We start from the raw sequence: 16,268 nt of genomic DNA, 5'->3' as shown, positions 1-16,268 counted from the left end.
CAAGGTAATTGGGTAAAAAGAAAGCCACTACATTGTTTTACAAGTTAGTAACAAAATTAACACATTAATTACCACTTAGCAACCATACTTACCATAATTTTATGGTATTATCGATATTGCAATATACTTATACAGCATAGAGAAAGACCGGGGGAATTTTTAATGGATACTAACCAAACTCTTAAACGACAGGCATTGGATAGTTTGAGCGGCAAATGGGGAAAAAGTGTACTAGCTGTTTTTCTTTTCTCTGTTGTCTCTTTTGCGCTAGTTCTGCTGACAGATCCTTTGCTTCACATACCGGGGTTCTTTGAGGAAACAACTTTGCGCGATGACATTATTAGTGATATCCGAGACACTATCATAAATTACGTAATATTAATGCCTTTATTTATAGGTACCACCTGGCTGTTTCAAAGCTTTGTACAAGGGGACCGCCCTTCATTCGGCTCTATTTTTAGCCCATTTAAACGATTTTGGCGGTATATGCTGACTGGGCTAATCCTTACCGTCTTACTCACCTTCTGGACGCTGCTCCTGATTGTTCCTGGCATTATTAAATACTACAGCTACTCTCAGACATTGTTCATTCTGCGCGAGAATCCTGATTACACACCCTTACAGGCTATTAGGGAAAGCAAAGCGAAAATGCACGGTAATAGAAGTGAGTTGTTTTTTTTACAGCTTAGCTTCATTGGCTGGGCACTCTTAGTTATTTTAACGCTAGGTATTGGCCTGTTTTGGCTCGAGCCCTACTTCCGCACAACAATGGCCAGTTTTTATGAGCGCAAAATAAAGCAGGAATCGTGATGATTCCTGCTTTTTCATTCAAAATCGAATTCTATCTCCCACTGCCGCCTCAGCTGATCCATAATCCTCATGACGTCCTTCGTGTACGGTAATGTTACATGTGGAACATCATCTTCAATTAATTCTTTCATGGCTCTTACTTCATAACGTAATGCGTTCTCTGTTACTCCGTTCTCTATTGTCTCCGTTTTCTCTTCTTGTACATAACAAACAGTTGCTTTCTGTGCACGCGAGAATTTCTCAATATCAATAAAACCTTTTGTGCCCATAATAGTCGCACGTTCAGGCGACTCAACCATAAACGATAATGTGATGGTTGCCATTTGACCTTGCTCGTTTCTAAGAATTATTCCTGCTTGCTGATCAACACCTGTTTCATGCTTTGTTACGGTGCTGATAATTTCGCTAGGCTGCTCTTCTATAAAGAGTCGGACAAAGGATAAGGCATAAACACCAATGTCCAGCAAGGCTCCACCAGCTAAGTCAGGGTTAAAGAATCGATTTGTCGGTGAGTTTTCCTTAATACTGTTAAAATTGACACTTAGAGATTGCACTTCACCAATTTTACCCGCAGCAATTAGCTGCTGCAGCTCTTTATAAATCGGCATATGATAGATAGTCATTGCTTCTGCTAGGATTAGCTGTTTTTCTTCCGCTAAAGCTGCGAGTTCCTCAAGCTGCTGATAATTCACTGTAATCGCTTTTTCAGCTAATACATGCTTTCCATGCAATAAGGCTTCTTTTATTGTTTCATAATGGAAGGCGTGCGGAGTTGCTATGTATACGACGTGAACATCTGGATCATCGAACACGCCTTGAAACCCTTCGTATACATGAGGGATATCAAATTGCTCTGCGAATACTTCTGCCTTTTCTTTGTTACGCGCTCCTACTGCGTGAATTGATTCTCCCTCTTTCTTCAGTGCTTCTGCAAAATGGTGTGCAATCGAACCCGGTCCTAAAATTGCCCAATTAATCATCTTCCTCTCCCCATTTCCTAATTGTCGTAATATACGTATACCCTAAAAAGCCATGGAATTAGCTTTATCCATGGCTTCTTTTTTAACTATATACTTTCATTGGTATCTTGATTACTTGGTTGCCTGAGACATACGGTGCAATCTCATACTGCTGGAAGACGAGTGCAATCCCATTGTCTGTATAAAAGAAGGCTGTTTTCTCGTCCAGAGGGATATCCTCTTTTTTCAGATCTGGATAAAAGATCTCTGGTCTTGCTTTTGCGTAAGTATAAACATATTGCTTCACCTTTTCTTGCTGTCCTGGTGTTTGCAGAATATCCGTCAGATAGACGCGTTGTTTTTCCTTCAAGTCATAGTTATAGGATTCAACAACTGTAGACCCGTGAGCGCCTCCGGTAAATATGTAACTGCTCATTAATACGCTCAGCTTACCGTCTGTATTGTATTTGACTTCAAACTCCGTCTGGAAATCTGGTTTGTACCCATATTTTCGGCCAGCTTCTTCATTTTGCTTCCGCATTGCTGCTGCTTTTTCTATATAATCCTTAAAATCTTTGTTTATCTTTCTCGTAAGCTTTGGCGTTCCTGCATGCTTAACTTGCGGGAATTTTAATTCCTCGATGTCATCGTAATACTCTGTTTCTACAATGACATTTTTTATCGGCTTTGCTTGTACAGGTTGAGCCAATGCAAAAAGAGCAAGCAGCATTATAAATAAAGTTAGCGTTTTTTTCATCCGTTTCCCTCCACTGTTTTTCTCTTTTACAGTGTGCACAGGTAACGGGTTATTTATGAGAAAGGGATCGAATGCAAATTCCTTCGCACAAAAACTTGCTTTTCTGGTGAGAAAGAACGCGTCTAAACTCTTTCCTTAGCAAGAAAGGGACTGGTTATTCTTGGTCACTTGGCATCAATCCTTCTTTACTCATTTCTACTGTCCAACATGCGAAAGTACAGCTATCCCGTACTTCATGCTTCTCCAAATTAAGAAGCAATTCCTCCGCAAGTTTCATGTCACTTTTATCCAAACTCTTTTCCCACAGCACTTGTCCATTTATAGATAACTCTCGACACTCCAACAAACCATCTGTTGTCAGAAAAATTCTATTCATACCCCTCCGCAGCTGACGCGTTCCTGTCGTGTAAGAGGGAACTGGTAATGCCCACGAATTCCTCTCCCCGATCCATTCATAAAAATGCCGTGTATTTTGTTCAAATTCCCCCATTGCGCTAATTGCTCGTGGAATATATAGAGCTGGCAATCACCGACTGACAGCCACCACAAATAGGAACCCTTTCGAAAAATGAACAAGCAAGCAGTTTCTCCCTGAACCTGTTTGCAAGCTTCCAGAAAATTAGGATTTGATAATTGCTCTGTTACTAGATTAGGTATTTGATAAAAGGCATTCTCCGCATCACTTGCTGCTCTCAAATACCTCTGCAGCAAGAAAAGCAGAAGCAACCAATTCTGCACTTGCGGCGGAGTTATGTGCATCCATTAGCAGTATGAATTCCCAATCCCGACCACTAAAAAGTAAAAATCCATCTTCGTTTTTTGTTTGTCCTGCTTGTGTCATGCCGCCTAATCTGCCTAATACTACACGGCCAATTTCTTTTGTGTCTGATTGATTCAGCCATGCTTCCTGATTACCTGTCCAACAGAATTTATGCATGGTGATACCTGCTCATGTATTGCTGCAATTTCCTGGAGACAAGCCGAATGTCTTCCTCATTGCCGAAGGGCACATCTGGCCAATCATAGACATCCATTGGTCCCCAGTATTCTACCGGTGTTCCTGGATATCGCGGGACAATATGCATGTGTACATGGGGTACTGCATTGCCAGACACAAGGGTATATACATGCTCAGCTTCCAAAACTTCCTGCAATGCTTGTGCTGCTCGTTTCATCGCGACACCAAAAGCCTCGGCTTCCTTCTCTGACATATCTCCTATCTGCGGAACATGCCTTTTTAGATCCAGCATAATATGACCAATATAGGTTGGCTGGTTCTGCTTGTCGATATGGCTGATATAAATATAGTCATCTTCAAAAATACAATCACCATTAGCTTCGATACGCCCTACATGCTTATCACAAATAAAACAACCCATCTCTTTTCCTCCTTTATGATAAAAAAATGTCCATCATCTCCTAAAGAGACAATGGACATTGTGGTACCACTCTTTTTCAGCGAGCAAGCTCGCCCTCCTATGCTGATAACGGCAGCTTGCCGGTCGGACATTTCCTTCCGAACACTCCCAGCTGAGTTCAGATGATCCTCTGACTGCCTTGCACCATCCGGCAGCTCTCTAAAACAGATTCCCACCTTACTGTGCCTGTTCACTGTGTTTATCTATTCCAAAAATTGCTTGCGGTTGAATGTATTCCGAAACAAGAGATCCCGCTGGTGATTGTTCACAAACATACGAACAATATCACTTACACCTTTAAGATGAATCAGCTGGTGACTTGTCACATACTTAATATCGCCGCTATTTAAATGAATCGATAACTCTCCTTCACCTGTGCCTTCGGTATAAAGGACATAATCGATGTTCTCATAAAGCGTCATATCCAGGTAAGCAGGCTTCATTAACGGCTTATGCGTAAACAGAATTCGATTTTGTGTGACACCAACTATGCCGTTCTTCTCCTCTAGCTTACAAGGTGCATAGAGAAAAATTCGTTCATCTTCATCTAAATACGTGGACAACACCTTCAGATCTCTTTTTTGTCCCATTCTCCGCGTTCTCCTCACTTAATATACTCACTTCACGACTTTGTTCCATACCTTCTAAATATATATAGCATTCTGGAAATTATGCAATGATAAGTAACAGCTATTGTACTTCACAAGCAGTTAAATGTTTACTGATCAACCTACATTTTACCAGCACCTTATTCAGAATGATACCACCTTGATTCGTATTTTCCAGTCCTTCCTAGACTTTCTTCTAGGAATTTAGGCTCTTATCATTTCAATCCATATAGTGTTACGGTATGATGTTTATGTCTTTATTTGTTTATTATTAGAAGACAAGACCTGTTAACAGAGAGGATGAAAGAAATATGAAACTGTTCCGTACACCGGTTGCAGTATTTTTATTCGCACTCACCCTTGTTTTATCAGCTTGCAGTAACGAAGAAAAATCTGCGGATACGGCAGAAGCTGCTGGTACAAATAAAACAGAGACATTGCCTGCAGATTTGTCGAAAGCTGTAGCAGCGGATAATCCCTTCTTTCCTGATCGCCTGACTAGAGATGCAGTCGCGGAAAAGGAAATACTGGCTGAACAGAGCCTTGATCAGTCTCAAACTGCTGATAATTTGGAAGTAACCCTAGAAGGGATTCAATATACGAAGTTAACACCCGCTTCATCTTATGCGTCATCATTTACTGGCTTTCAGGACCCGAATAAAATTGTAGCGGCTACGGCTAAGCTGAAAGTAAAGAATGATACTGATCAGGAGATACCATTAAGCGAGCTTGGTGCCTTTCTGGAAACATCCACCTACCGTATTCTAAATCACAATATACTCGAAGCAGATACGGGCGAAATCGATCCTGGTAAAACTTCTACTAAATATGTTGTTTTTCTAATGGATCAGAAGGATTTCAAAAAAGAGGACACGTTCTCTCTGCGGATCTCCAGCGTTTTAGGTGAAGAGGAAGAAGATCTGCTGGCAGCAGACTTAACGTTCGACTTGCCAGCAAATTAAAAGAAGAGCACATGGCTATGATGGCGCATGTGCTCTTCTTGTATTAAGAGGCATGCAAATGAGACAGAAAGCTATAAAACCGATGAATGTCTGTAAGGTTTCTGTTGCATTTGGCACTATCTCTGCATACATAATTTCCGCGTTTCACGTACGTTCCGTGGCTGCGGCTGACTGGATCAGCCATAAAAAGACCAACACTTTCTAATTTATTGCAAATCGTACAAATTCCTGGCTGTGAGGAAGGTGTAAATGTACCGCGAGCTGCCAGTGTTCCTCCCTTATACGGGGCAACCAAGTACTTTGCCTGCTGGCCATTATCATTCCAGCCGAGATAGGAGGTTTTTTCTAAGTCTACTTCACTTAATTTCGGCAAGTACAGCTGCTTTACTTTTGGGAACAAATCTCGCAGCTGCTGCTCTGTATATGCAGGGAAAGGTTTAATAGACGGACGAAGCTGTGCCAAGTAAAGCTCTGCATCAATTTCATCGCGCACCGTTGAAATGCGCTCTAGCATTTCTGCTTGTTCTTCTGATAACTCCTCGAAACGGTCTTTGATTTTCTCTTCCGCCAACGAGCGAAGTCCGTAAATCATATCTATGTCTTTTACTGCAGTTGAACTGTTCACTAGCTGCTGCGCCTGCTCTTTAATATTGTTATATTGGTCGTTTCGGATAAAGGCTTGCATGTGGACATCCCTCCGTTTTGATCGCTTCCTCCTATTTTAGCAGATAATGAGCAGGATACAAAAAAACGGGTGTTAACGGAAGAAATAGCGAAATGCGCGGCTCATTGTTGCTGGGACAATAGAAGCGTGATTTTCATCCCTTGCAACGTAGAATTCTGTTGTTTCCTTCATCATACTAGGCAAACAATCAACGAAGAACATAGAATCTTCGACCATAAAACCTTCCTTTTCTCCTACAGCAAGGAACAGCTTAGAATTCGTCGTCTGGTTCAGGAAGTCATGAACCTGTTTTTCGTTCCACCATATAGAGGGGCTGATTGCCAGATAACACTGGAAAGCGTCCGGACGTTTGAGCATGGTATATAGAGAAAATAATCCACTCAACGAATGACCATACAGGCATTGCTTATCAACCTGTACGTGATAGGTGTCCAGGATCCTGGGCTGCAGTTTTTGGAGTAGCCAGTCCAAAAAGTGTTCTGCTCCTCCATGCTTACCCATTGTTTTTCCTTTGAACCTTTCCGGATAGGTATAGTCAGATGCATGCGGCGTGAAATCATAGAAACGTCGCTCCCGAATCGCAGAATCCTCAGCATCCAACGATATCCCCACCACCATTGCCGGCTTCACTCCTGTTTTCTGCGCGTTTCCAGACTGGAGACGGATAACATCGGAAGCCATTCCAAAGTAATTATGGCCATCCAGTACATAAATGACCGGGAGAGCCTCCTGCTGCGGCGGTAATTGCGGAATGCTTATTTGGATACGGTAGCTTACGCCTGGTTCATCACCTTCCATAACCCATTCTTCTATCATTTTATCCGCCTCCTCTATTTGCTCTTGCCAATAAATATAAGAAATAAGGTACACCAATAATAGAAACAGCGATACCAACAGCCAATTCAGCCGGAGCGAAAACAGTCTTGGCAATATAATCACAAAAGACGAGCAGTACCATACCTGTCAAAGCACTGATTGGCATGCTATATCGGTAATCATTTCCGACTAGCCGCCTACTGATATGCGGTGCAATCAGACCAACAAATGCAATTCCACCCGAAACAGATACACAAGCACTGACAAGCCCAATGCTTGCCAGCAGTAAGATTGCCTTTTCCTTTTCATTACGAATGCCTAAGCTCCGAACTGAATTGTCATGCAGCTGAAAATAATTGAGTAAATACGATTTCCGATAGAGTAGCGCACCAAGGCAAATGATCCAAGGAAGCATGGCATAGATATAGATCCAATTGGCATTGTAGATGCTGCCAGATGTCCAGACTGCAGCCATTTCAAAATCATTGGCATTCATTTTTAGCGAGATGTAGAGTGATAATGCGCCAAATCCTGTACCAAGCGCAATACCAGTCAGGATAAGCCGCTGCATATCCAAGGTATCTTGCCGCCAGGAAAAAACAAAGATTAATAACGCTACCAGCAGTCCGCCAATAAACCCAAAGATCGGCATCATCAGAACAGCTAACCAGCCGCCAATTGACTCCGACTGTATCATTTCTTGGAAAAAGAAAATATACACCACAATCGCCGTACCGGCACCAGCATTAATACCGAGTATTCCGGGGTCTGCCAATCCGTTACGCGTGACACCTTGCATTACTGCCCCAGCTATTCCAAGTCCTGCTCCGACAAGTGCGCCAATCACAATACGTGGCAGACGAAATTGGAAGATAACTAGTTCGAGCTTGCGATCATCGTTTAACCCGAATAATGTCCGGAAAATTTCACGGAGGGTCATCGTATAACTCCCGCTTGTAATATGCAGATAAATAGCCAGCAAAAGAAATGCCAGTATGATTAACCCACTTCGTACAAGCTTCAAACCGAGCTTATGCTGCATACTTCTTACCCCCCTTTTGCCAAATGAGGTAAAGGAAGAACGGCACACCGATGAATGCTGTTACGACGCCTATCGGTGTTTCGAAAGGTGCATTAATAAAGCGGCTGACAACATCAGATAAACAGAGAAAAACACCTCCGATAACTGCTGAACAAGGTATTAACAGCCGATAATCCACACCAATCAAAAATCGTGTAATATGCGGCACCACAAGACCAACAAAAGCAATTTTCCCAACAAGTGCAACTGCTGTACCAGTCAGACAGACAACACTTAGCATACTGATAAGCTTGATGTAGAAAGTCTTTTGCCCCAATCCAGCGGCCATCTCTTCCCCAAGAGCCATGACTGTAACAGATTTAGAAACTGCCATAGCCAGCACTAAGCCGATGATGCCGAGCGGCACAGCCAATTTCAGCATATGAACATCCACACCATCCATCCGAGCGTTATACCAGATGCTCACATTCTGAGATACCTGGTAATAGGATGCGAATGCTGCAGCAAACCCGCTTAAGAAGGTTCCGATGACAGTTCCGATAATGGCTAGCTGTACAGGTGCTAGCCCGTTTCTCAGCAGTGAAGCGAAGCCAAACACGATACCTGCCCCAACTGCAGAGCCTGCCATAGAACAAATAATCATCATATGACCCGATAAACCTGGAGCCAACACCATACATAACGTGATAACGAGTGCTGAACCGTCATTGACACCCATAATAGAAGGAGAGGCAAGGTAATTCCTCGTAATTCCCTGCATGATAGCTCCTGCTATTGCTAGAAAAGCTCCAACAAGCAGGGCTGCCAGTGCCCTTGGCAACCTTGCAGATAACAAGATTGTATGGTTAACATTGGTTGCATTGTAATGAAAAATCACATCCCAAATCGTATGGAGAGGCATCTCTTTTACCCCATATAAGACGGAAATCAGTACAACGAGCGCTCCTGTCAAAGGAGCGGTAAACAGTACTAGCCATGCAAGTCTATTCTTCTTTTGATGCTGCATTGCTTACTCTGCCAGTTTCTCAGTTGCTGCCTTCAGGAACTTGGTCTTGCTCCAAGCTGTGCCACCCTGTGCCAGTGGGTCAATTGCATTGATGAATACGTGATCATTTTTCGCTGCATTTGTTGTTTTAAAGATATCATTAGCCTGCAAGTCTTCTAACGCACTAGCATTCTCTGCATTCTCAGTTGTTTCAAACTGCAGGAACAGATAGTCCGGATTCACATCTGCCAGCTTTTCCATGGAGATTTCTTCTTGTGCTTTTGCTGCTGTAACTACTTCCGGCACTGGCAAGCCTAAGTCTCCGTACAAGACAGAATTCAAATAGACATTCTCTGGATAGATATACAGACTTCCTGATCGGATTCTTACGACTAAGATTTTTTTATCTTGAAGCTTCTCTCCTATTTCAGCTTTTGCTGACTCCGTATCTGCATGATAATCAGCGATAAGTTCCGCAGCCTCTTCCTCCTTGCCTGTCAGTGACCCGAGGAGCTCCAAATTTTCTTCCCAGTTTTCTGCAATATGCGAATACGGAATAGTCATAGCAATATCGTTCAGTGATTTTCTCACATCTTCTGGGAATTTCGAGGACCCAAGAATGACATCTGGTTCCAAAGTGAGGATTGTTTCATAATTCGGCTGCATCTTTTCCCCAATCAGTTCAACACCTGCCAAATTTCCTTCTAGGTAGGCAGGTGTTTCCCCGCCCACGGATAGTGCCCCCGCAGGTTCTACTCCTAATACAGCGGCGTCCTCCATTGATTCAAGACTGGCTGCTACGATTGTGTCTGTTTCCGTTGGCAGCGTATACGCTTTATCCAAATATGTAAGCTGCTGTTCATGCTTATTTGATGCTTCGCTTCCAGCAGTTGTGTCTTCTCCATTTCCACAGGCTGCCAATGAAAAGCTCAAGAATGCAGCAAGACCAATACCCGATACTTTTTTCCAATTCATTTTGCTCTTCTCCTTTTTGTACTTTAGTTTGATCAGGACTAACGTACAAATATAATTGATAATGATTATCATAATCAATTAGAAAGGAAGATGCAACACTATTTAGAACGGAAGTGTATAAAAATAAATAATAGGCTGCAGAAATCTGCAGCCTATTATTTAATCGAAATGTAATTTATAGTCACCTGATTTTATCCAGCTCCACTTTTTCGAGAATACATACAGCAAGATGACGTTTAAAATAAACGGCAGGATAAAGAAAGTTCCTGCCATAATGAAGATGTTAGCCGCAGACCAGCCTCCTTCAGCTAAACGCATATAATTCAATGGACCAACGAATCCGGATAGTCCAAAACCTGCACTGTATGGTGTTCCTTGAATATTTAATACCCCCGCCAAACCTCCTAATACAGCAGCTGTCAGGAACATCGGAAAAGCTATTTGCGGTTTCATAAAAAAGTTGCGCATCTGAATCTTCGGTGAACCAAGAACATGCGCTAAGGCCGTTCCTAACGAATTGGCTTTATAGCTGGCAATGGCCAAACCGATACCGGCTGCAACAATACCAAGATTAGCAGCACCTGATCCAATTCCCGCTAAGGAGATGACAGTTGCCACGCCAACTGTAGAGATAGGAGATAAAATAATAAAACAAAAAATAACTGCTAGCAGTGCTCCCATTAAAATCGGCTGCCAATTTGTCATCAAGGCAATTCCTTCTCCAATAATACCTGTGCCGCTTCTTATGTAAGGCAGCAAAATCAAACCTATCATGCCAGGAAATAAAATACTTAAGGTCGGCAGCAGCAGAATACTGTATGCTTTCAATCTATTCCCGATAAAAGTAACGAATAAGACTGCTAAGGCTGCAGTTATACCAGTATTAATAACAATACCAATACCTTGTAATGCGAAAAGGCCATCTGCAGTCTTCTGGACTGATCCGCCGCCTACCATTGCAGCAATACCGATGCTAGCTGTCTGAATGGGTGTGAGCTTGAATGAGATTCCGACCATCACACCGATTAAAATAGGCAATAAGCTCATAATGAAAACAGTTGAGTCGTAAACGGCTTGCAAGACGGGGGCGTGGGGAATTGCAAGCTTGAGCAGTTCACCTAACAGCGCATTGGGAATCAAGGCAACGACAATGCCAATACTCATACCATTCAGCAGCTTGCTGAAGAATTCTCTCATCTATTTCTCTCCTCTCATATAGCGATTGATTATAGATATTTAATTCATAATTGTCAATAAATTTTGAATAAATAAATAGCCCATCCAAAATTGGATGAGCTATCACTTTATCTTGTTTGGCCATTGCCTTTCATGACATATTTATATGTCGTTAAAGCCGGCAATCCCATTGGTCCGCGAGCATGCAGTTTTTGGGTTGAAATTCCGATTTCCGCCCCAAAACCTAATGCATGCCCATCTGTGAACCGAGTGGAAGCATTATGGTAAAGTGCCGCCGCATCAACTGTTTTCATAAATAAGTTAACTGCTTCGTCATCTTCAGCGATAATGGCCTCGGAATGCTTTGTTCCATATTGATCAATATGCTTAATCGCTTCTTCGACTGAATCTACAACCTTCACAGCAACATCAAGGCTCAAATATTCATTGGACCAGTCGCTTTCTGTCGCTGGTTTGCAGTCAGGAAGCAGCTGAACCGCCGATTCATCACCATGTGTTTGAATGCCATTATCCTGTAATGCCTTCACTAAGTCTGCTTTATGCGCTTCTAGCCACTCCCGGTGAACAATTAACGTTTCCAGCGCGTTGCATACAGCAGGTCGATCTGTTTTCGCATTCAAAAATGTTGCCAGCGCCATTGTCACTTCTGCACTTTTATCAATATACATATGACAGTTACCCACGCCTGTTTCCAGTACCGGTACGGTTGCTGAATCAACAACTGCTTGAATTAACGAAGCACCTCCGCGAGGGATAAGCACATCAATATGCTCCTTCATCGTAAATAGTTTCGCTGTCTCTTTGCGATCTGTTGATTGAATGAGCTGCACTGCCTCCGCAGGCACTTTCGTCTGTTCCAGCGCTCGCTTGATTACTTCAACGATAGCCGTATTTGTATGAATGGCAGAGGAACCGCCTTTTAAAACAATACTGTTACCGGATTTAAGCGCTAAACCAGTTGCATCCGCAGTCACGTTCGGACGCGCTTCATAAATCATGCCGATAACGCCCAATGGTACAGTGATGCGGCTGACCTGTAAGCCATTTTCCAACGTCCAATCACTCGTAACTTTGCCAGTCGGGTCGTCAAGGTCAACTACTTCCTTCAATCCGTTGGCAAAATCCTCGATACGATTTCTTGTGAGCTTCAAACGATCCAGAAATGCCGCATCAAAGCCTTTTGCTTCCCCCGCCTGCATATCTTTATCATTTGAGGCTAAAATCATTTCGTAGTCCTTTGCCAACTGATCGGCAACCGCCAACAGTGCTTCATTCTTCTCGTCTGTTGTTAAAAGTGCAAGCTGCTTGCCAGCTGCTTTGGCAGAGATTGCCTGTTCTTCAACTGTTAGTCCTTTTAATGTGTTCTCCACGGTTTTCCTCCTTGTATATTATTGAATCGGTACAGTATGATTTAGTTCACAAACAAATGCTTCTTGATCGACAATCGTCTCTTCCATATTCTTCACTGGGCTTGCCAATGCCTGCCAAAGCTCGGATGCATCATGGTTCACGATGCCAAGTCCAATTCTTTCTCCAGCTTCATTCTGAATTCGAACAACATCGCCTTTTTTGAAATTACCTTTAACTGTTTGGATGTCACTCAAATTGATTAATATTGGTGATTGATTAATATGCTTAATGATAATTTCACCAACGGGACCGGAATTAAAAGCAATCCATTGTTTTTTACGGTTCAGGGAATCTATATCCTCACTGGCCTCAAAATAAGTACCTTCCGCATCTCCGAGCACAGAGCGATAGATGATGTCTTCTGCTGTTGCTTCACCAAGAAAGCCCTTAATACCAGAAGCCATCGCTATCTTGAAGGCATCCAGCTTGGATTTCATACCGCCAGTTCCAATCGTACTGCCAGCATCGCCTGCTGCAGCTTCTATTTCCGGTGTGATCGCTTCTACAAGCTCAATGCGTGTCGCTTCCGGGTTCTTGGCTGGGTTATCCGTGTACAATCCATCGATATCAGAAAGGACTGCAAGGAAATCTGCTCCAACCAAGCCAGCTACCTTTGCTGAAAGTGTATCATTATCGCCAAAACGAAGCCTGTCAACTGTTACTGTGTCGTTTTCATTAATGATCGGGATAATGCCTCGATCTACTAATACATTGATTGTATTTCTAACATTATTATAGCGAGTTTCATCCGAGAAGTCGCCGCGGGTAATCAAAATTTGTGACGCAACATAGCCATGCGACAGGAAGAGGTCCGAATAAGCCTCCATCAGCAGCCCTTGCCCGATTGATGCTGCAGCTTGTTTTTCCGGAAGTGATTTCGGACGCTCCAGAAAGCCTAGTTTGCGGTAGCCGGCTGCTACTGCACCTGAAGAAACAAGCAGTACTTCATAACCATTGTCCTTCAGCTTCACAAGCTGCTCTACTAGCTTTTCAAGCTTCTTGCGGCTAATCTCTCCGTGTAAACTCGTTAACGAACTGCTTCCTATCTTGACGACAATACGCTTTAATTCTGTTGCTGGTTTAGAAATGATAAGTTCCTCCAGTTTTCGATTTTTGACCGAGTGTCTGCAATGGCGTTAGCGTGTCAGTAATTGTTTTTTTAACTCATCACTGATTTCATTTGATCGTTCTGCTGCGGAAAGAATGGCTTTCGTCATCGCCTCTCCTGCTCCAGCATCGTTCAATGCTTCCAGACCCGCTGCTGTAGTTCCATTTGGAGAAGTAACTTTCTTACGCAAACTAGCCGGGTCTTCTTTTGTTTCAACTAACATTCTGGCTGCTCCCAGCATCGTCTGAATTCCGATTTGTCGGGCTGTGTCCTGGTCAAATCCTGCAGCTACACCTGTTTCCGTGAAATGTTCCATAAGCTTATAAAAGTAAGCAGGTCCGCTGCCAGCCATACCGGTGAATACATCCATTTGTTCTTCTTTAATAACAAACGCCTCACCAAAGGTCGCCACAAGTTCTGTCACCATGTTAAGCTGCTCAGCTGAAACATGTTTTCCTGGTGCAATGGCTGTAGCTGATTCCCCAATGGTGCTGGAGGTGTTAGGCATAATACGAACAACGGGTTGATTTTTGGGAAGATAATGCTCGATCTGTTCGTTCTGGATGCCTGCCGCTACTGATATAAGCAGCTGTTCTCCCTGAACCTTGTCTTGCAAATCGATCAATGCAGCAGTAAGATCCTTCGGTTTCATTGCCAGTATGATTACATCCATACTGTTCCAATCCACCTCACTTTGCGATATTGCGGTTAGACCGTAACGCTCCTGCAGCTCACGAAGGCGTACAGCATTACTTCGGTTTGTCACGAAAATCTGCTCACTTTGCAAGCTGTCTGATCCGCACATCCCCGCAATCATTCCCTCTGCCATTGATCCTGCTCCTACATACATAATCCGTTTGTTAGTTAAGATACCTAATCGCTCCTTTTAGAATATTTCGATCTCTGTTAACAGTTATCTATGCTAACACTATAGGATACTATGTCAAGGAATGTCACAACGAAAAAGCCTGTCCCATCAGCGTTTCAGCCTTAAAGACAACACAATGAAAGCGCTTTACAAATTATATTGAAGAAGTTCAAGAAATGGTCATAATATCATGCTCTTTCCCACTTGTACTGGAGGGAAAATTGACCTAAGCTTATGCTTGTACGACTACGTCCATTATTCATTTTTATATAGAAAAAGGAGTTGTCCAACTAATGGAGGCACAACAAAAGCCACCGGCACATAAGAAGAAACTGCGAAGCCATTCTCTTTATCAGTCCGTTTGGCGCTGGCATTTTTACGCTGGTCTCATTATCATGCCATTTCTTATTATTTTGGCTGTCACTGGCGGTATCTATCTCTTTAAGCCCCAAATTGAAGCCGCCCTTTATGAAGACTACTATGAAGTGACACCGCAGACGACTGCCGCAACTCCATCGGAACAGATTGATACGGTAGAAACTATCTATCCGGATGCAGCCGTAACATCGTATCGACCAAGTGACAGTCCGGATCGATCGGCTGAAATAGGCATACAGCAGGATGGTACTGCATTTACCGTTTTTATCGACCCTTATACAAACGTGGTACTCGGCAAATTGGAGGATTCCTATCGACTTGTTAATGTTATTGAAAAGATTCACGGCGAACTCTTAATGGGAACTGTCGGGGATCGTATCGTAGAGTGGGCTGCTTGCTGGGCACTCATATTGCTTATTACCGGCATTTACTTAGGCTGGCCAAAATCAAAGAAGCGAATCCGCGGTGTACTCGTTCCGCGACTGAATAAAGGAAAGAAATTGCTTGCACGCGATCTGCACGTTGTACCAGCTTTTTGGATTTCCTTAGGACTGCTTTTCCTGATTCTCACCGGTCTTCCTTGGTCAGGATTATGGGGTAACAATTTTCAGGCACTAACGACAAATGCTGGCATTGGATACCCGCCATCCATTTGGATCGGCGATGCACCAGCATCTGATGTAAAAACAAAAGAAATAGCCGATGTACCATGGTCAGCTGAGAATCTGCCCGTGCCTGTTTCTACTAACCAGCAATATGCACAGCTGTCTGTAGATGATGTCGTGCAGATAGCCGATGAGGAAGGCGTAAAACCTGGCTATAATATCATGATTCCGCAAACACAAGATGGCGTGTTTACGCTGTCTGCTTTTCCGCCGAATGCTCGTGATGAAGTAACGATGCATATTGATCAGTATACAGGAGCTGTTCTCGCAGACTATCGATATGATAATTACCACCTCCTAGGCAAGATTATTGCATATGGTATTACCATTCATAAAGGAACCGAGTTTGGCATTTGGAACCAAATTATCGGTGTACTTGTTTGTCTGGGAATTGTCGGTATTGCAGTGAGTGGGTTTATTCTCTGGCTTTCTCGTAAGCCGGAAGGAAAGCTTGGTTCACCAAAAGCACCGTCCAATAAGGTTATGAAAGGTGTCATTGCCATCATAATCATTCTGGGCATTGTTTTCCCGCTTGTAGGAATTTCTATTATCGTTGTCTGGCTGTTTGATCGATTCGTCATTCCGCGTGTACCTGCACTGAAACGGTTCTTCAATGCTTAAGAAA

At 43.1% G+C, this 16,268-nt stretch carries 18 protein-coding genes and 1 other annotated feature; of the genes, 3 read left to right on the top strand and 15 right to left on the bottom strand.

Annotated features, from left to right (window positions below; all coding sequences use genetic code 11):
- Nucleotides 1–162: 162 nt before the first annotated feature.
- Nucleotides 163–810, top strand: coding sequence for a DUF975 family protein (locus tag B1K52_RS05410; protein ID WP_077306131.1), 648 nt, complete (start codon nt 163–165; stop codon nt 808–810).
- A 14-nt stretch (nt 811–824) separates the two neighbouring features.
- Here the strand turns inward: B1K52_RS05410 and B1K52_RS05405 are convergent, their stop codons facing one another.
- The 6 genes from B1K52_RS05405 to B1K52_RS05375 all read right to left on the bottom strand — a co-directional run bounded on the left by B1K52_RS05405 (nt 825) and on the right by B1K52_RS05375 (nt 4,534).
- Nucleotides 825–1,790, bottom strand: a complete 966-nt coding sequence (locus B1K52_RS05405) for a Gfo/Idh/MocA family protein (RefSeq protein ID WP_077306129.1) — start codon at nt 1,788–1,790, stop codon at nt 825–827.
- Between the two features lie 82 nt (nt 1,791–1,872).
- The gene (locus B1K52_RS05400; RefSeq protein WP_077306127.1) at nt 1,873–2,526 is read right to left on the bottom strand and encodes a DUF3298 and DUF4163 domain-containing protein; all 654 of its coding nucleotides are present in this window, start codon (nt 2,524–2,526) and stop codon (nt 1,873–1,875) included.
- Nucleotides 2,527–2,680: 154 nt separating this feature from the next.
- Entirely contained in the window at nt 2,681–2,902 is a 222-nt protein-coding gene (locus B1K52_RS05395) for a hypothetical protein (protein ID WP_077306125.1), read from the bottom strand.
- A 303-nt stretch (nt 2,903–3,205) separates the two neighbouring features.
- Nucleotides 3,206–3,463: a hypothetical protein gene (locus B1K52_RS05385; protein WP_077306121.1), complete on the bottom strand. Its 258-nt coding sequence runs from the start codon at nt 3,461–3,463 to the stop codon at nt 3,206–3,208.
- On the bottom strand, nt 3,456–3,905 hold the full coding sequence (locus B1K52_RS05380; protein ID WP_077306119.1) for an HIT family protein: 450 nt from the start codon (nt 3,903–3,905) through the stop codon (nt 3,456–3,458). Before B1K52_RS05380 ends, B1K52_RS05385 begins: the two co-directional genes overlap by 8 nt.
- Nucleotides 3,906–3,946: 41 nt before the next feature.
- Nucleotides 3,947–4,147 (bottom strand) — a binding site (T-box leader).
- Nucleotides 4,148–4,534 carry a PH domain-containing protein gene (locus B1K52_RS05375; protein ID WP_077306117.1) on the bottom strand — a complete coding sequence of 129 codons (387 nt, stop codon included), beginning with the start codon at nt 4,532–4,534 and terminating at the stop codon, nt 4,148–4,150.
- 329 nt (nt 4,535–4,863) lie between these two features.
- Between B1K52_RS05375 and B1K52_RS05370 the strand changes: the two genes are divergently transcribed.
- The gene (locus tag B1K52_RS05370; protein WP_077306115.1) at nt 4,864–5,514 is read left to right on the top strand and encodes a DUF4352 domain-containing protein; all 651 of its coding nucleotides are present in this window, start codon (nt 4,864–4,866) and stop codon (nt 5,512–5,514) included.
- 43 nt (nt 5,515–5,557) lie between these two features.
- Here B1K52_RS05370 and B1K52_RS05365 read toward each other — a convergent pair whose 3' ends face one another.
- The 9 genes from B1K52_RS05365 to proC form a co-directional block, all read right to left on the bottom strand.
- Entirely contained in the window at nt 5,558–6,199 is a 642-nt protein-coding gene (locus B1K52_RS05365) for a FusB/FusC family EF-G-binding protein (protein WP_077306113.1), read from the bottom strand.
- Between the two features lie 72 nt (nt 6,200–6,271).
- Nucleotides 6,272–7,015, bottom strand: coding sequence for an alpha/beta hydrolase (locus tag B1K52_RS05360; protein ID WP_077306111.1), 744 nt, complete (start codon nt 7,013–7,015; stop codon nt 6,272–6,274).
- Nucleotide 7,016: 1 nt separating this feature from the next.
- Entirely contained in the window at nt 7,017–8,057 is a 1,041-nt protein-coding gene (locus B1K52_RS05355; RefSeq protein WP_077306109.1) for a FecCD family ABC transporter permease, read from the bottom strand.
- A complete protein-coding gene (locus B1K52_RS05350) occupies nt 8,047–9,063 on the bottom strand; it encodes a FecCD family ABC transporter permease (protein WP_077306107.1) in 1,017 nt (338 codons plus the stop codon). Before B1K52_RS05350 ends, B1K52_RS05355 begins: the two co-directional genes overlap by 11 nt.
- A gap of 3 nt (nt 9,064–9,066) precedes the next feature.
- Entirely contained in the window at nt 9,067–10,017 is a 951-nt protein-coding gene (locus B1K52_RS05345) for an iron-hydroxamate ABC transporter substrate-binding protein (RefSeq protein WP_077306105.1), read from the bottom strand.
- A gap of 159 nt (nt 10,018–10,176) precedes the next feature.
- The gene (locus tag B1K52_RS05340; protein WP_077306103.1) at nt 10,177–11,214 is read right to left on the bottom strand and encodes a PTS sugar transporter subunit IIC; all 1,038 of its coding nucleotides are present in this window, start codon (nt 11,212–11,214) and stop codon (nt 10,177–10,179) included.
- A 107-nt stretch (nt 11,215–11,321) separates the two neighbouring features.
- Nucleotides 11,322–12,584 (bottom strand): glutamate-5-semialdehyde dehydrogenase, encoded by a 1,263-nt coding sequence (locus B1K52_RS05335; protein WP_077306101.1) that lies wholly within the window; start codon nt 12,582–12,584, stop codon nt 11,322–11,324.
- 18 nt (nt 12,585–12,602) lie between these two features.
- Nucleotides 12,603–13,712, bottom strand: a complete 1,110-nt coding sequence (proB, locus tag B1K52_RS05330) for a glutamate 5-kinase (RefSeq protein WP_077306099.1) — start codon at nt 13,710–13,712, stop codon at nt 12,603–12,605.
- Nucleotides 13,713–13,760: 48 nt separating this feature from the next.
- Nucleotides 13,761–14,582: a pyrroline-5-carboxylate reductase gene (gene proC, locus B1K52_RS05325; RefSeq protein WP_077306097.1), complete on the bottom strand. Its 822-nt coding sequence runs from the start codon at nt 14,580–14,582 to the stop codon at nt 13,761–13,763.
- A 311-nt stretch (nt 14,583–14,893) separates the two neighbouring features.
- On the opposite strand from proC, the gene B1K52_RS05320 reads away from it, so the two are divergent.
- Nucleotides 14,894–16,264, top strand: a complete 1,371-nt coding sequence (locus tag B1K52_RS05320) for a PepSY-associated TM helix domain-containing protein (RefSeq protein ID WP_077306095.1) — start codon at nt 14,894–14,896, stop codon at nt 16,262–16,264.
- Nucleotides 16,265–16,268 lie beyond the last annotated feature (4 nt).

Origin of the sequence: Terribacillus halophilus (genome assembly GCF_900162685.1) — a bacterium.
Taxonomy (GTDB): domain Bacteria; phylum Bacillota; class Bacilli; order Bacillales; family Amphibacillaceae; genus Terribacillus; species Terribacillus halophilus_A.
Note: the sequence above shows the minus strand (reverse complement) of the source record. Positions and strands in the feature narration are given on the sequence as shown.

Bases quoted from the DNA above. Each gene is read 5' to 3' on its own strand.
- B1K52_RS05410 (WP_077306131.1), top strand. From the start codon at position 163: ATGGATACTAACCAAACTCTTAAACGACAGGCATTGGATAGTTTGAGC.
- B1K52_RS05405 (WP_077306129.1), bottom strand. From the start codon at position 1,790: ATGATTAATTGGGCAATTTTAGGACCGGGTTCGATTGCACACCATTTT.
- B1K52_RS05400 (WP_077306127.1), bottom strand. From the start codon at position 2,526: ATGAAAAAAACGCTAACTTTATTTATAATGCTGCTTGCTCTTTTTGCA.
- B1K52_RS05395 (WP_077306125.1), bottom strand. From the start codon at position 2,902: ATGAATAGAATTTTTCTGACAACAGATGGTTTGTTGGAGTGTCGAGAG.
- B1K52_RS05385 (WP_077306121.1), bottom strand. From the start codon at position 3,463: ATGCATAAATTCTGTTGGACAGGTAATCAGGAAGCATGGCTGAATCAA.
- B1K52_RS05380 (WP_077306119.1), bottom strand. From the start codon at position 3,905: ATGGGTTGTTTTATTTGTGATAAGCATGTAGGGCGTATCGAAGCTAAT.
- B1K52_RS05375 (WP_077306117.1), bottom strand. From the start codon at position 4,534: ATGGGACAAAAAAGAGATCTGAAGGTGTTGTCCACGTATTTAGATGAA.
- B1K52_RS05370 (WP_077306115.1), top strand. From the start codon at position 4,864: ATGAAACTGTTCCGTACACCGGTTGCAGTATTTTTATTCGCACTCACC.
- B1K52_RS05365 (WP_077306113.1), bottom strand. From the start codon at position 6,199: ATGCAAGCCTTTATCCGAAACGACCAATATAACAATATTAAAGAGCAG.
- B1K52_RS05360 (WP_077306111.1), bottom strand. From the start codon at position 7,015: ATGATAGAAGAATGGGTTATGGAAGGTGATGAACCAGGCGTAAGCTAC.
- B1K52_RS05355 (WP_077306109.1), bottom strand. From the start codon at position 8,057: ATGCAGCATAAGCTCGGTTTGAAGCTTGTACGAAGTGGGTTAATCATA.
- B1K52_RS05350 (WP_077306107.1), bottom strand. From the start codon at position 9,063: ATGCAGCATCAAAAGAAGAATAGACTTGCATGGCTAGTACTGTTTACC.
- B1K52_RS05345 (WP_077306105.1), bottom strand. From the start codon at position 10,017: ATGAATTGGAAAAAAGTATCGGGTATTGGTCTTGCTGCATTCTTGAGC.
- B1K52_RS05340 (WP_077306103.1), bottom strand. From the start codon at position 11,214: ATGAGAGAATTCTTCAGCAAGCTGCTGAATGGTATGAGTATTGGCATT.
- proC (WP_077306097.1), bottom strand. From the start codon at position 14,582: ATGTATGTAGGAGCAGGATCAATGGCAGAGGGAATGATTGCGGGGATG.
- B1K52_RS05320 (WP_077306095.1), top strand. From the start codon at position 14,894: ATGGAGGCACAACAAAAGCCACCGGCACATAAGAAGAAACTGCGAAGC.